The following is a 14,700-nucleotide window of genomic DNA, read 5'->3' as shown; positions in this document are numbered from 1 at the left end:
GGAAACCGGGCCATTTTTTTATCCTGCCAGTACCGTTCTCATCAGCAGCGAATCCAGCGAGGCTATCTTGCCATTACGGCTGTCCGGCAGCGTAGGAGGGTTTTCACCCCGCGCCAGCTCCTGAGTGATGAAAGCATGCAGCAAAGGCCGTCTGGGGCCGTATTGCGCTTCTCCCGCACGCTGTTTTATCGCCAGCAGGTCATCGATTTCCTGACGTAACGGCGCATCAAGCTCGCTTCCCGCCAGCAGTTCGGCAAAACGCATCGGTGGCATACCTTTTCCGGCCTCCACCCACCGCACCGCTAATAGAGGACGCAGGACGTAAAAGTACTTTTTCAGTCGGACCTCTGCGTCCTGCAAATAGCCGCGGAAATTTTTGCGCGCCATAGAGTAGTAGTGCCAGCGTGCACGCACGGGGGAGAACCAGGCGGGCACCTGCTTGCGTAGCTCGGTTATCACCTTGTCGCTCTGCTGATAGACCACCGGCGAATCCAGCCACTCGATAAGCGTGGGGTTAGCCGCTTTCAGCAGGCCAAGCGCCTTGCGCCACTCCCAACCGCTCACGTCGAGTTCGTCGTCTATGGGCAGCTCAATGACATCCCGCTGCGGCTCGACGCGCAAATACCAGTCAGGTTTATGCACATACAGGAAGCGCACGTCATAATCGCTATCCGGCGATGCAAAGCCCCAGCCGCGGCTGCCCGATTCACAGGCATACAGCACGGTCACATTGAATCGTTGCTCTATTTCGTTGAGTTGCTGCCGCACACGCTCGCGCATGGCGGTATCCACACCGTTATCAGCCATTTGCTTTATCCTTTTACACATACCACCTGGCGCAACGTATGGACGATTTTGACCAGGGATGCTTGCGCCGCCATGACGGCATCAATGTCTTTATAGGCCATCGGGATCTCATCGATGACCTCGTTGTCTTTTCTGCACTCGACGTGGGCCGTGGCGCGGATCTGATCGGCAACGGTGAAGCGTTTTTTGGCCGCCGTGCGGCTCATCACCCGTCCTGCCCCATGGCTACAGGAGCAGAAGCTCTCCTCATTGCCCAGGCCGCGCACGATAAAGCTCTTCGCCCCCATCGAGCCGGGGATGATCCCCATTTCGCCCTTCTGTGCCGACACCGCCCCTTTGCGGGTCACCAGCACCTCTTCACCAAAATGACGCTCTTTCTGCACATAGTTGTGATGGCAATTCACCGCCTCCTGCTGGGTCAGAAAAGGCTTTGGCACAATGCGCGAGAGCACGGCCAACACGCGCGACATCATCACCTCGCGGTTATGGCGGGCAAAATCCTGCGCCCACTCCACGGCCTCGATGTAGTCGTTATAGTGTCGGCTCCCCTCCTGGAAATAGGCCAGATTCCTGTCAGGAAGGTTGGCGATATGCTGCTGCATATCCTTCTGCGCCAGGGTGATAAACACGTTGCCAATCGCATTACCCACGCCACGCGAGCCGCTGTGCAGCATGACCCACACGCGTTGCTGCTCGTCCAGGCACACCTCGATAAAGTGGTTCCCGGTGCCCAGCGTCCCCAGATGCTGATGGTTATTGGTTTTCAGCAGTTGCGGATACTTATCCGTCAGCCGCTTAAAGCGCGGCGCCAGCTGTCGCCAGTGGTTATCCACTTCATCCGGCGTCTTTTCCCACGCCCCCTTGTCGCGACGGGAGCGGGTGTTGGTGCGTCCGTGCGGCACCGCCTGTTCAATGGCGCTGCGCAGCCCGTGAAGGTTATCCGGCAAATCCCCTGCCAGCAGCGACGTCCGCACGGCGATCATCCCACAGCCGATATCTACCCCCACCGCCGCCGGAATAATGGCCCCTTTGGTGGGGATCACGCTGCCAATGGTGGACCCTTTCCCGAGATGCACATCCGGCATCACCGCCAGATGTTTGAAAATAAAAGGCATCTTCGCAGTGTTCAGCAACTGCTCGCGCGCCTCTGGCTCTACGGGAACCCCGTGCGTCCACATTTTTACCGGTGCGCTGTGATGCGCCGTTAATACGTCAAAATCATTCTGTTTCATGGTGCTCACCCTCAGGGATGTCTGTTACTGAGAAGTATTGCCAGAAGCGTGCCAGAATATTAAGCCTTCATAAATAAAACATATCCTTTTGATTATATTTACTTTAATTCACATAGTTTCTTCAGACATTGCTTAAGCCGCAGAATATTTTTATCTTTTAGTATCGGTTTTTATCTTGAAGGATAAACATGAAAAAGCGGCGAGTGGTTATTGGGGTCCTGGGCACGGTGATGGACAAACGCGGCAAGCGGGCCAACCGCTTACGCAAATGGCGCCCGACGGTCGGGCTTTGCCAGCAGCCCGACCTCCCCGTCGACAGGCTTGAGCTCCTCCACCAGCCCCAGGATCGGGGAATGGCGGAACAGATAACGGAAGATATCAGGCTGCTCTCGCCCCATACCACCGTGCGCCCGTGGCCCGTCACCATTGCCGATCCCTGGGATTTTGAAGAGGTCTACGCCGCGTTCCTCGACTTCGCCACCCACTACAAGTTTGACACCGAGCATGAAGAGTACCTGGTGCATATCACCACCGGCACGCACGTGGCGCAGATCTGCTGGTTTTTGCTGACCGAAGCGCGGTATCTTCCCGCCAGCCTGATCCAGACCGGCCCTGCCAGCAGGGATGCGCCCGAAGAGGCAGTGCCTGTCGGAAGTTACTCGATCATCGACCTGGATTTAAGCCGCTATGCCGCGCTGACCAGCCGCTTTCAGCGCGAGCAGCAGGAATCCGTTTCGTTCCTCAAAGCCGGGATTGATACCCGCAATGCCACCTTCAACGCCCTGATCGATCAGATTGAACGCGTGGCGCTGCGCTCGACCGCCCCTGTATTACTGACGGGCCCAACGGGGGCCGGAAAATCCTTCCTCGCCAACCGTATTTACCAGCTTAAGCAATCCCGCCATCAGCTGACGGGCAGGCTGGTGGCAGTAAACTGCGCCACGCTGCGGGGTGACAACGCCATGTCGACCCTTTTCGGCCATGTCAAAGGGGCATTTACCGGGGCGGCAACGGCGCGTGCCGGGCTGCTGCGTGAGGCTGACGGCGGCGTGTTGTTTTTAGATGAGATCGCCGAACTGGGCCTCGACGAACAAGCCATGCTGTTGAAGGCCATCGAAGAAAAAACCTTCTTCCCGTTTGGCTCCGATAAAGAGGTCAGGAGCGATTTTCAGCTGATTGCCGGTACGCACCGGGATATGCGCCAGTGGGTGGCGGAAGGTCGTTTCCGGGAGGATCTCTGGGCCCGTATCAATATGTGGAGTTTTGCCCTGCCCGGCCTGGCGCAGCGTCGGGAGGATATCGCCCCCAACGTGGAGTACGAACTGCAACGCTTCGCGACTGAAGCGCAATCCCAGGTGCGTTTCGACAGAGAGGCGCGTGAGCGCTATCTGCGTTTTGCTGACTCGCCTCAGGCGTTGTGGCGGGGTAACTTTCGGGAACTGGGTTCCTCTGTGGCGCGGATGGCCACGCTTGCCGAACAGGGGCGCATCACCTTAGCGCTTGTTGAGGAAGAGATCGTCAGGCTGCAGGAGAGCTGGCAAATCGCCACGCCATCCACGGCGATGGCGCTCGATCTCTTCGACCAGCGACAGCTGGAAACCGTGCTGGAGGTGTGCCGCCGTAGCGCCTCATTATCCGAGGCCGGTCGCGAACTCTTTGCGGTTTCCCGGATGAAAAAGGTCAACCCTAACGATGCCGACAGGCTGCGCAAATATCTCACCCGCTTTGGGCTGAGCTGGGAAAGTCTTCACCCGGGATCATGAAGACAATTTGGTTGAACAAAATTCATTAGCAGGATAAACAATATCTCTAAGCCGGGCTCGAACCCGGCTTTTTTATAACTACATGACACAACACAATCGCAAGGAATCCGTATGTTATCCGCCATTACCCGGCTGTTCCCGTTATGGGCGCTGCTGCTCTCTGTTCTCGCGTATTACACGCCATCTACCTTTACCGCTATCGGCCCGTGGGTCACCACGCTGCTGATGCTGATCATGTTCGGCATGGGCGTGCACCTGAAAGTCGACGATTTTAAACGCGTGCTGTCACGCCCGGCCCCGGTCGCGGCGGGTATTTTCCTGCACTACCTGGTGATGCCGCTGGCGGCATGGGCGCTGGCTATCGCCTTTAAGATGCCGCCTGACCTCTCCGCCGGGATGGTGCTGGTGGGAAGCGTGGCCAGCGGTACGGCCTCCAACGTGATGATCTATCTGGCGAAAGGCGATGTGGCGCTGTCGGTGACCATCTCCTCCGTCTCCACGCTGGTGGGCGTGGTAGCAACCCCGCTGCTGACGCGTCTGTACGTGGATGCCCACATTCAGGTGGATGTAATGGGAATGCTGCTGAGCATTCTGCAGATCGTGGTGATCCCGATTGCGCTGGGGCTGATTATCCACCATCTGTTCCCTCGACTGGTGAAAGCCGTGGAGCCGTATCTGCCGGCGTTTTCGATGGTCTGTATTCTGGCCATTATCAGCGCCGTGGTCGCCGGTTCTGCGGCGCATATCGCCTCTGTCGGTTTTGTGGTGATTATCGCCGTGGTTCTGCATAACACCATCGGCCTGCTGGGCGGTTACTGGGGCGGAAAGCTGTTCGGCTTTGACGAATCCACCTGCCGCACGCTGGCGATTGAGGTAGGGATGCAGAACTCCGGCCTGGCCGCTGCGCTCGGCAAAATTTACTTCTCGCCGCTGGCGGCTCTGCCGGGTGCGTTGTTCTCGGTATGGCATAACCTGTCCGGCTCGCTGCTGGCGGGTTACTGGTCGGGTAAGCCGATCGATGAACAAAAGAAACGCGATGTGGTGAAGGAAGGTTAATTCAGCTTCGCGACTGCGAAGGCATGCTTTACACTGAAGCCTCTCTCACAGGAGGCTTCAGGTATGTCCACACCGAGATTGACCCAGAAAGACATGACGGAAAGCGAGCAGCGCGAACTGAAAACCCTGCTCGATCGCGCCCGTATCGCCCATGGCCGACTGCTGACCAACGCCGAAACCAATCACGTTAAGAAAGAGTACATCGACAAACTGATGGCGCAGCGTGAACTGGAAGCCAAACAAGCCCGCAAGCTTAAAAAAGCGCAGGCTTATAAGGTGGATAAAGAGGCGACATTCTCCTGGTCGGCGAATACCCCAACCCGTGGAAGGCGCTGATCAGCGCCCTTTCTTTTTGCGCCCTGGCTGGGTAAAGCGTTTTCCGTTCCCGGCCGGTTTGGCTTTACTTTTCTCTTCCGCCTGTGGGGCCTTGACCACCGGTCGCTTGATGCCCTGCGTTTTCGGTTTTGCCTTCGCTTTCGGCTTCGCTTCTGAGGATGAGTTCTCGATCAGCTTAAACAGCTCAATCAACTCGTCCCCGGTCAGATCGCGCCACTCGCCCAGCGGAATGCCGGAGAGGCTGACGTTCATGATGCGCGTACGCTCCAGCTTCGTCACTTCAAAGCCAAAATGTTCGCACATACGGCGGATCTGGCGGTTTAAGCCCTGAACCAGGGTGATACGGAAGGCGAACGGCGCCTCTTTCTTCACCTTGCACTTCTTCGTGACCGTGCCGAGGATCGGAACGCCCGCCCCCATCCCGCGAATGAATTCGTCCGTCACCGGCTTGTTGACCGTGACGATGTACTCTTTCTCGTGGTCGTTACCGGCCCGCAGGATTTTATTCACCAGATCGCCGTGGTTGGTGAGGAAAATTAATCCCTGGGAGTCTTTATCCAGACGGCCAATCGGGAAGATACGGCTGCTGTGGTTGACGAAATCAACGATGTTGTCGCGCTCGCCATCTTCCGTGGTACTGACAATGCCAACCGGTTTATTCAGCGCGATAAACACCAGGTCTTCTTCGTCCCGGGGCTCGATCAATTGACCATTCACTTTGACCACGTCGCCAGGGACGACCTGATCGCCAATGGTGGCGCGTTTACCGTTGATAAACACGTTGCCCTGTTCAATGTAACGGTCAGCCTCGCGGCGCGAGCAGATCCCGCTCTCGCTAATGTATTTGTTTAATCGGGTAGATTGAGTTGGCAGCATAATTTCTCCTGTAGAGGCGAAATATACCCCAGGTTTGGGCTGGTAAAAAGCTAAGTACCAGGAAATACGAGACGCATTCAGTATGGTCCTGGCTATCTTGCGCAAGCCCCCGGCGTCGTTGCCCGCGCCAAAGGCTTAACGCAGATTAATACTCATCCCGGCCATCATCTTCATCCGGCTGCTCCATCACGCTGTACGCCACCGCGCAGAACAGGGAGTTCAGACGCTTCATGTCGCCCAGTAGCCCCATATGCAGGGAGCTGGTCTCGATACTTTGCACGTTCTGCTGGTGCAGCCGGTCAACGTGCGCGTGGGAATAGCGGCGGTTGAGGATGCGGAAACGGTGCTTGTTACGACGCAGGCGGCGGGCGCTGGCCAGATCGCTGGAGAAAAAGACCGACATCGCCAGCTTGAGGTTGGCAAGCAGCTGATCGTGCAGCGCATCCAGCTCTTTGACCCCTTCGAGGGAAAACGCCCGGCGGGCCGCCAGCGATTTGTCAGCGATTTCACTCCCCATGCGTTCGACGATATCGGAGGCCTGCTCCAGGTTGAGCGACATCTCTATGATCTCCGCCCAGCGGCGGGACTCTTCTTCCGCCAGCTCATCTTTTGGCATCCGCGCCAGATAGAGCTTGATGGCGGTATAGAGCACGTTGATGTCATCCGCGAGCTTGCGCAGCGCTTTCTCTTCCCGCGGTTCGCCGTGCATCACCTTTTTCAGCCCCTCCAGCATCTGCTCCATGGCATCGCCCATGCGCAGCGTTTCCCGAGCGGCATTGGCCAGCGCCAGCGCCGGGGTATCCAGAGCTGAGGTGTCCAGATGTTTCGGTTTCAGGCGCGCATCGAGCTCGGGTTCATCGCGGATAATCCGTTCACAGAACCGCGCCATCACCCCGGCAAAGGGTACCATCGCCAGGCAGCGCACCAGGTTATAAAAGACGTGGAAGTAGATCACCATCTCCGATTCCGGCAGCGACAGGTTATCCATCAGATTCGCCAGCGGATAGACGAAAGGCAGGATGGCCAGGCTACCCACCAGCTTAAACAGCAGGCTGCCGAGCGCCACGCGACGGGCCGCGGCGTTGGCGGCGCTATTATTGAGTACCGCCAGCAGGCCGGAGCCGAGGTTAGCGCCAATCACCAGACACAGGGCCACCGGGAAGGAGATGATCCCCGCCGCGGTGAGCGTGGCGGTTAGCAGCACCGCCGCCAGGCTGGAGTAGCTAATCAGGGCAAACACCGCGCCAATCAGCGCATCCAGCAGGATATCGCCGGTCAACGAGGCGAAGATGACCTGCACGCCGCTGGCCTGGGTAATGGGTGTGACGGCCTGGACGATCAGCTCCAGCGCCAGCAGAATCAGGCCAAGGCCGATCCCCACCCGTCCCAGCTGTCCGGCGCGGGTCTGTTTACGGCCAAGGAAAAATATCACGCCGATGAAAATCAGCAGCGGCGACAGCCAGGAGAGATCGAAGGTTAACACCCGCGCCATCAGCGCGGTCCCCACGTCGGCACCGAGGACAATCACCAGCGCAGGGGTCAGCGCCACCAGATCCTGCGCCACAAACGAGGTGACCAGCATGGTGGTGGCGTTGCTGCTTTGCACCAGCGCGGTCACGCCAATGCCGGCGCAGAACGCGAGCGGTTTTTTCTCAATGCTGCGGCTGAGTACAGTACGTAAGCGGGCACCAAAAACACGCATCACGCCGGTACGGACAATGTGCGTGCCCCAGACCAGCAACGCCACGGCAGAAAGCAGATGTAGCAGAGTCAGCACGGATGTAGGTTCTCCTTTTCGTTATACGTTTTCCTGAGGCTCGTTGCGCGCTGTAGGCCCGGTAAGCGAGAGCGCCACCGGGCAATGCCGAAGGAGCCTTCGATCAGTATAAGGGTTCAAACGTAAGAAAGAGACAGGGCACCCTGTGGGTGCCCTGTTTGTTGTAAGGAAACGTGACGTGAACCGGACACTGACCGTCGGCGGCGCAGTCAGATTGCACACGGACTGCCCGCAGTGAGGGGAGCGTACACAAAGTACGTGACCCGAGTGAGGACAGCCCTGGTGCAAGCTGGCAAGTAAGCCAGGTCAGTCTGCGTCGTAGCCGAGGTTCGGTGCTAACCAACGCTCCACTTCCGAAACGCTCATCCCTTTACGCAGGGCATAATCCTCCACCTGATCGCGCTGGATCTGCGCCACGGCGTAGTACTTGCTGTCAGGATGGCTGAAATACCAGCCGGACACCGACGCCCCAGGCCACATGGCGAAAGATTCGGTGAGCTTCATGCCGGTATGGGTTTCAACATCCAGCAGCTGCCAGATAGTGCCTTTCTCGGTGTGCTCCGGGCAGGCCGGATAACCCGGGGCCGGACGAATGCCCTGGTAGTTCTCGCGGATCAACTCCTCATTGCTGAGGTTCTCGTTCGGGGCATAGCCCCAGTACACTTTACGCACCCGCTCATGCAGGTATTCGGCAAAGGCCTCGGCCAGACGGTCGGCAATCGCTTTAATCATGATTTTATTGTAATCATCATGCTGCGCTTCGTAGGTATCCGCCAGCGCGTCCTCCTCCAGCCCGCCGGTTACGGCAAAGGCACCGATGTAGTCCGCTTTACCGCTCAGCTTAGGCGCGACGAAATCGGCCAGGCAGTAGTTGGCAAAACCGACCTTCTCGGTCTGCTGACGCAGATGATGGCTGACCGTCAGCACGTGGGTGCGAGTTTCATCGCGATAGATCTCGATGTCATCGCCCACACGGTTGGCCGGGAACAGCCCCACCACACCGCGCGGGTTGAGGGTTTTCTCCGCGCTGAGCTGATCGAGCAGGTCGTTGGCATCCTTAAACAGGCGCTGGGCCTCTTCACCCACCACTTCATCTTCGAGGATGCGCGGATATTTTCCGGCCAGCGACCAGGTCATAAAGAACGGCGTCCAGTCGATGTAGTTGCGCAGGGTTTCAATGCTGGCCGTCACCTCCTGCACGCCCAGACGATGGGCAACCGGCGGCGTATAGCTTGACCAGTCAAAGGCCAGGTCGTTATCACGAGCCGCGGCCAGGGTGACCGGCGGGGTGCGCGGCTTTTTGCGCGCGTGTTGGATACGTACCGTCTCGTACTCTTTGCGGGTTCTGGCAACAAAGTCGTCGCGCTGGGTTGCTGAAAGCAGCGCCGAGACCACGCCCACCGTGCGCGACGCGTTCTGTACGTACACCGTCGGCCCGCTGTAGTTCTGCTCGATCTTCACCGCCGTGTGCGCTTTCGAGGTAGTCGCCCCGCCAATCAGCAACGGCAGGGTAAAGCCCTGGCGCTCCATCTCTTTCGCCACGTTGACCATCTCGTCAAGCGACGGGGTAATCAGCCCCGAGAGGCCAATCAGGTCAGCATTCACCTCGCGCGCGGTTTTGAGGATTTTATCCGCCGGCACCATCACGCCGAGGTCGATAATCTCGTAGTTATTACACTGCAGTACTACGCCGACGATGTTTTTGCCGATGTCGTGTACGTCGCCCTTCACGGTGGCAATCACCATCTTGCCGTTGCTGGAGCCTTTCTCTTTGCTGGCTTCGATATAGGGCTCGAGATACGCCACCGCCTGCTTCATTACGCGGGCCGATTTCACCACCTGCGGCAGGAACATTTTACCCTCGCCGAACAGATCGCCGACCACGTTCATGCCGTCCATCAGCGGGCCTTCGATCACCTCAATCGGGCGCGCGGCCTGCTGGCGGGCCTCTTCGGTATCCAGCTCGATAAACTCAGTGATGCCTTTTACCAGCGAATATTCGAGACGCTTTTTCACGTCCCACGAGCGCCACTCGGCCTGCTGAACGTTGGCGCCGTCGTCGGCTTTGCTGCCGCGGTATTTCTCCGCCAGCTCCAGCATGCGCTCGGTCGCGTCGTCTCGGCGGTTAAGGATCACATCTTCTACCGCATCGCGCAGCTCCGCTGGCAGATCGTCGTAAATCGCCAGCTGGCCAGCGTTAACGATCCCCATGTCCATCCCGTTGCGGATGGCGTAGTAAAGGAACACCGCGTGGATGGCTTCACGCACCGGGTCGTTACCGCGGAACGAGAACGACACGTTCGACACGCCGCCGGAGATCAGCGCGTGCGGCAGCTCGCGCTTGATGTCTTCACACGCCCCGATAAAGTCCTGGGCGTAGTTGTTGTGCTCTTCAATCCCGGTCGCGACGGCGAAGATATTCGGGTCAAAGATGATATCTTCCGGCGGGAAGCCCACCTCTTCGGTCAAAATCTTGTACGCGCGGCGGCAGATCTCGATTTTACGCTCGCGGGTATCCGCCTGGCCCACTTCATCAAAGGCCATCACCACCACGGCGGCACCGTAGCGGCGCACCAGTTTGGCATGATGGATAAAGGGCTCAACCCCCTCTTTCATGGAGATGGAGTTAACGATGCCCTTGCCCTGAATGCACTTCAGCCCTTTCTCGATAACTTCCCATTTCGAGGAGTCGATCATGATCGGCACGCGGGCAATGTCCGGCTCACCGGCGATCAGGTTGAGGAAACGCACCATCGCCGCTTCGGCGTCGAGCATCCCCTCATCCATGTTGATATCGATAATTTGCGCGCCGCTCTCTACCTGCTGGCGGGCAACATCCAGCGCTTCGCTGTATTTCTCTTCTTTGATCAGACGCTTGAACTTCGCGGAGCCGGTGACGTTGGTACGTTCCCCGACGTTCACAAACAGGCTCTCATCACCAATGTTCAGCGGTTCAAGCCCGGCCAGTCGGCAGGCAACCGGCAGCTCGGGTAATTTACGCGGCGGCAGGCCTGCCACGGCGTGGCTCATGGCGGCGATATGCTCCGGCGTGGTGCCGCAGCAACCGCCGACAATATTCAGGAACCCGGACTCGGCCCATTCGCGGATCTGCGCCGCCATGGTCGCGGCGTCGAGATCGTATTCACCGAAGGCGTTCGGCAGGCCGGCGTTCGGGTGAGCGGTCACGTAGCATTCGGCGATGCGCGACAGCTCCTGTACGTACTGGCGCAGTTCGTCCGGCCCCAGGGCACAGTTCAGGCCAAAGCTCAGGGCATCGGCGTGACGCAGGGAGTTGTAAAAGGCTTCCGTGGTCTGTCCGGAGAGGGTACGGCCAGAGGCGTCGGTGATGGTGCCGGAGATCATGATCGGCAGATCCACGCCCAGGGCTTCGAACTCCTCTTTCACCGCATAGATAGCGGCTTTGGCGTTGAGGGTATCGAAGACCGTTTCAATCATGATCAGATCGGAACCGCCTTCCACCAGCGCACGGGTCGACTCGCGGTACGCGGCCACCAGCTGGTCAAAGGTGATATTACGAAATGCCGGATCGTTGACGTCCGGTGAGATAGAGGCGGTGCGGTTGGTCGGGCCGAGCACCCCGGCCACGTAGCGCGGTTTCTCCGGCGTGCGGGCCGTCCACTCGTCGGCACAGGCACGCGCCAGCTTCGCCGCCTCGTAGTTGATCTCCGCCGACAGGGATTCCATCTCGTAATCCGCCATGGCGATGGTTGTCGAGTTGAAGGTGTTGGTCTCAACGATATCCGCACCCGCCTCGAAATAGGCGTAATGAATGGCGGCGATAATCTCTGGTTTACTGAGCACCAGCAGGTCGTTGTTACCTTTCAGATCGCAGGGCCAGTCGGCGAAGCGGTCGCCGCGAAAGTCGTCTTCACTCAGACGATAGCTCTGGATCATGGTGCCCATACCGCCATCCAGCACCAGAATGCGTTCATTTAACTGCGCACGAAGTTGATCTACTTTGCTGCTCACACTTGCTCCCGACAACGCTCAACCAGGCCAAAAGGCCAGCAGACCATACTGGCATAATCTTGCAAAGGGGAAAAGTCACACTGCGGTAACATGAGACATGTTCACCATAACTCCTCCGATCAGTAAGGATAGCGGTTGCAAAACAGCCAAATAAAACGAAAATGATTTCCACGATACAGAAAAAGGAGCCTGCCATGGTCGCCACCGTTCCCGCTAAACGCGGCAGAAAACCCGCCGCCGCAGCCGCCCCGGCGGGCGGACAAGTCCAGTCCCTGACGCGGGGCCTTAAACTGCTGGAGTGGATAGCCGAGTCGCACAGCAGCGTGGCGCTGACCGAGCTGGCCCAGCAGGCTGGCCTGCCGAACTCCACCACCCATCGCCTGCTAACCACCATGCAGCAGCTGGGCTTTGTCCGTCAGGTGGGCGAGCTGGGGCACTGGTCCGTGGGTGCCCATGCGTTTATCGTCGGCAGCAGTTTTTTGCAGAGCCGTAACCTGCTCGCTATCGTGCACCCGATCCTGCGCAAGCTGATGGAGGACTCCGGCGAGACGGTCAACCTGGCGGTGCTCGACCAGAGCGATCACCAGGCGATTATTATCGACCAGGTGCAGTGTACCCAGCTGATGCGCATGTCGGCGCCGATTGGCGGCAAGCTGCCGATGCACGCCTCCGGAGCGGGAAAAGCATTCCTGTCCCAGCTCAGCGAAGAGCAGGTTACCGGGCTGCTGCACCGCAAGGGCTTGCACGCCTATACCCACGCGACGCTGGTGTCACCGGTGCATCTGAAAGAGGATTTGGCCCTGACGCGCAAGCGCGGCTACTCCTTTGATGACGAAGAACATGCGCTCGGTCTGCGCTGCCTGGCAGCCTGTATTTTTGACGAACACCGCGAGCCTTTTGCCGCCATCTCCATTTCCGGGCCGATCTCGCGAATGACCGATGACCGGGTGACCGAGCTGGGGGCGCTGGTGATTAAGGCGGCGAAAGAGGTGACGCTGGCGTATGGTGGGATCCGTTAAGATGGGTTTGCCCGGTGGCGAGGTAAATGCAAAACGGCAACCTTGTTGCCGTTTTTAGTGTTTGTTCCCTCTCCCCGTGGGAGAGGGTCAGGGTGAGGGCACCAGACCGCACGTTATGCAGCATACCGCACGCTAAAGCGCTGCTTACGCCGGTAAGCATATACATCTTCCACATGCCCGTTCTGGATGCGCGTCTGCAGGCTCCGCCAGTAGTCAGCGCGGAACAGATCGGCATGCATCTCCTCAAACAGCGTCCCGATGCGTGGGTCGGCGCAGAGCCAGTGACGAAACTCCTCCGGGAAAACATCCCCCGGTGAGACGCTGTACCAGGGCTCGCTGGCGAGCTCATCCTCCGGATAACGCGGGGGTGGGATCTCGCGGAAATTCACTTCCGTCATGTAGCAGATTTCGTCGTAATCGTAGAACACCACCCGCCCGTGTCGGGTGACGCCGAAGTTTTTAAACAACATATCGCCCGGAAAGATGTTGGCCGCCGCCAGCTGACGGATAGCGTTGCCGTACTCTTCGATGGCGTCGTGCAGCGCCTGCCCCTCCGCCTGCTCCAGCCAGATATTGAGCGGCACCATCCGCCGTTCGATATAGAGGTGGCTGATGGCAATCCGGTCGCCCAGATCGCTGATTTTTCCCGGCGCCTCCCGGAGCAACAGCGCCATCAGTTCCGGCGCAATCTGCCGCTTATCGAGTACGAAGTTCTCAAACTCCTGGGTATCCGCCATGCGCCCGACGCGATCGTGCTCCTTAACCAGCTGATAGCAGGCACGGACGTGAGCAGCAGTCATCTCTTTTTGCGGGGCGAACCTGTCCTTAATCACCTTAAAGACCCGATCAAATCCCGGCAGGGTGAAGACCAGCATCACCATACCGCGAATGCCCGGCGCCTCGATAAACTGCTCGTCGGCACGGGCGATATAGTGCAGGTACTCCCGATAGCTCTCGGTTTTGGCGTGCTTCTGACACCCTATCGCCATATAGAGCTCGGCGGTGGTTTTACCGGGCAGGATCTCCCGCAACCACTCCACCAGCGCGCCCGGCTGCGGGGCATAAACCATAAAATAGGAGCGGGCGAAACCGAAAACGATGCTGGCCTCGGCGTTGGTGGTCAGGCAGGTATCCACCGCCAGCTCCCCTTCATCGCTGCGGTGAATGGGCAGCAGAAACGGTAGCGTGGCGTCCGGCGTAACCAGCTTGCCCACCAGCCAGGCGGCTTTGTTGCGATAAAAGAGTTCGTTAGCGACCTGCAGATGACAGTTGCGCAGGTTGTCTGCACCCAGCGTTTCAGACAGATGGGCGATGATATACCCGACATCACGCGGGCGATTTTGCCAGGGCAGACGCAGAGGAAGGTCGGCTAACACCTTGGTTAACAGCGCCTCCCAGCCCTGGTCGGGAAAGAAATCTTTCGCCAGCGGGCGCGACAGGGTGCGAAAACGTTGTCCGGGCTGAGAGCTGAAAATAAAGAGCCGCTCCGGTGACAGGGAGCGGTGGTCAAAAAGCCGACAGTAGACGGAGTTGAAAAAGCTCTCCGCAATTTCAAAGCGAGGGTAATCCGGCAGCAGATGGGTGTAATGCTCTTTCACACGCAATAAGAACGCGGCATCGGTACTGGTGTGCCCGGTGATGCAGCGCAATTGCTCCACGACCAGGCCCACATGGTGATCGTAGAGGTGGATACGCTGCTTCATGGCCTGCTGCACCGCGTGCCAGTCGGCCTGCTCAAAGCGCTGCTGCGCCCCGGCAGTCACCTCCAGAAAGCGGCCATACTGGGCATCAAAGCCCTGCAGGATGGTTTGTGCAATCAGTAACTCCATGCCACGCGACATAGC

General features: G+C 58.6%; 10 protein-coding genes. 4 read left to right on the top strand and 6 right to left on the bottom strand.

Annotation, left to right across the window (positions count from 1 at the left end; genetic code table 11):
• Positions 1–18 precede the first annotated feature (18 nt).
• Together ES815_RS11075 and ES815_RS11070 are read right to left on the bottom strand one after the other, a co-directional pair.
• Positions 19–807, bottom strand: coding sequence for a DNA polymerase beta superfamily protein (locus ES815_RS11075; protein WP_142487834.1), 789 nt, complete (start codon positions 805–807; stop codon positions 19–21).
• Positions 808–812: 5 nt separating this feature from the next.
• The gene (locus tag ES815_RS11070; protein WP_142487833.1) at positions 813–2,039 is read right to left on the bottom strand and encodes an RtcB family protein; all 1,227 of its coding nucleotides are present in this window, start codon (positions 2,037–2,039) and stop codon (positions 813–815) included.
• A gap of 188 nt (positions 2,040–2,227) precedes the next feature.
• Here ES815_RS11070 and rtcR point away from each other — a divergent pair, with 188 nt between their 5' ends.
• The 3 genes from rtcR to ES815_RS11055 all read left to right on the top strand — a co-directional run bounded on the left by rtcR (position 2,228) and on the right by ES815_RS11055 (position 5,194).
• Positions 2,228–3,802 carry an RNA repair transcriptional activator RtcR gene (gene rtcR, locus ES815_RS11065; protein WP_142487832.1) on the top strand — a complete coding sequence of 525 codons (1,575 nt, stop codon included), beginning with the start codon at positions 2,228–2,230 and terminating at the stop codon, positions 3,800–3,802.
• Positions 3,803–3,913: 111 nt separating this feature from the next.
• The gene (gene panS, locus ES815_RS11060) at positions 3,914–4,858 is read left to right on the top strand and encodes a ketopantoate/pantoate/pantothenate transporter PanS (RefSeq protein ID WP_142487831.1); all 945 of its coding nucleotides are present in this window, start codon (positions 3,914–3,916) and stop codon (positions 4,856–4,858) included.
• Positions 4,859–4,921: 63 nt separating this feature from the next.
• Complete coding sequence (locus ES815_RS11055; RefSeq protein WP_142487830.1) at positions 4,922–5,194, top strand: DUF3811 domain-containing protein; 273 nt, start codon at positions 4,922–4,924, stop codon at positions 5,192–5,194.
• On the opposite strand, the gene rluF is transcribed toward ES815_RS11055, so the two are convergent.
• From rluF to metH, 3 genes are all read right to left on the bottom strand, one after another.
• Entirely contained in the window at positions 5,195–6,070 is an 876-nt protein-coding gene (rluF, locus tag ES815_RS11050; protein ID WP_142487829.1) for a 23S rRNA pseudouridine(2604) synthase RluF, read from the bottom strand. It abuts the gene before it with no gap.
• Positions 6,071–6,215: 145 nt separating this feature from the next.
• Positions 6,216–7,847 carry a Na/Pi cotransporter family protein gene (locus ES815_RS11045; RefSeq protein WP_142487828.1) on the bottom strand — a complete coding sequence of 544 codons (1,632 nt, stop codon included), beginning with the start codon at positions 7,845–7,847 and terminating at the stop codon, positions 6,216–6,218.
• Positions 7,848–8,153: 306 nt separating this feature from the next.
• Positions 8,154–11,837, bottom strand: a complete 3,684-nt coding sequence (metH, locus tag ES815_RS11040) for a methionine synthase (RefSeq protein WP_142487827.1) — start codon at positions 11,835–11,837, stop codon at positions 8,154–8,156.
• A 194-nt stretch (positions 11,838–12,031) separates the two neighbouring features.
• On the opposite strand from metH, the gene iclR reads away from it, so the two are divergent.
• A complete protein-coding gene (gene iclR / locus ES815_RS11030) occupies positions 12,032–12,856 on the top strand; it encodes a glyoxylate bypass operon transcriptional repressor IclR (protein ID WP_142487825.1) in 825 nt (274 codons plus the stop codon).
• A 113-nt stretch (positions 12,857–12,969) separates the two neighbouring features.
• Here the strand turns inward: iclR and aceK are convergent, their stop codons facing one another.
• The gene (aceK, locus tag ES815_RS11025) at positions 12,970–14,697 is read right to left on the bottom strand and encodes a bifunctional isocitrate dehydrogenase kinase/phosphatase (protein WP_142487824.1); all 1,728 of its coding nucleotides are present in this window, start codon (positions 14,695–14,697) and stop codon (positions 12,970–12,972) included.
• Positions 14,698–14,700 lie beyond the last annotated feature (3 nt).

Source organism: Leclercia adecarboxylata (genome assembly GCF_006874705.1).
Taxonomy (GTDB): Bacteria; Pseudomonadota; Gammaproteobacteria; order Enterobacterales; family Enterobacteriaceae; genus Enterobacter; species Enterobacter adecarboxylatus_C.
Note: the sequence above shows the minus strand (reverse complement) of the source record. Positions and strands in the feature narration are given on the sequence as shown.

Coding starts and splice junctions, on each gene's coding strand:
- ES815_RS11075 (WP_142487834.1), bottom strand. CDS start 807: ATGGCTGATAACGGTGTGGATACCGCCATGCGCGAGCGTGTGCGGCAG.
- ES815_RS11070 (WP_142487833.1), bottom strand. CDS start 2,039: ATGAAACAGAATGATTTTGACGTATTAACGGCGCATCACAGCGCACCG.
- rtcR (WP_142487832.1), top strand. CDS start 2,228: ATGAAAAAGCGGCGAGTGGTTATTGGGGTCCTGGGCACGGTGATGGAC.
- panS (WP_142487831.1), top strand. CDS start 3,914: ATGTTATCCGCCATTACCCGGCTGTTCCCGTTATGGGCGCTGCTGCTC.
- ES815_RS11055 (WP_142487830.1), top strand. CDS start 4,922: ATGTCCACACCGAGATTGACCCAGAAAGACATGACGGAAAGCGAGCAG.
- rluF (WP_142487829.1), bottom strand. CDS start 6,070: ATGCTGCCAACTCAATCTACCCGATTAAACAAATACATTAGCGAGAGC.
- iclR (WP_142487825.1), top strand. CDS start 12,032: ATGGTCGCCACCGTTCCCGCTAAACGCGGCAGAAAACCCGCCGCCGCA.
- aceK (WP_142487824.1), bottom strand. CDS start 14,697: ATGTCGCGTGGCATGGAGTTACTGATTGCACAAACCATCCTGCAGGGC.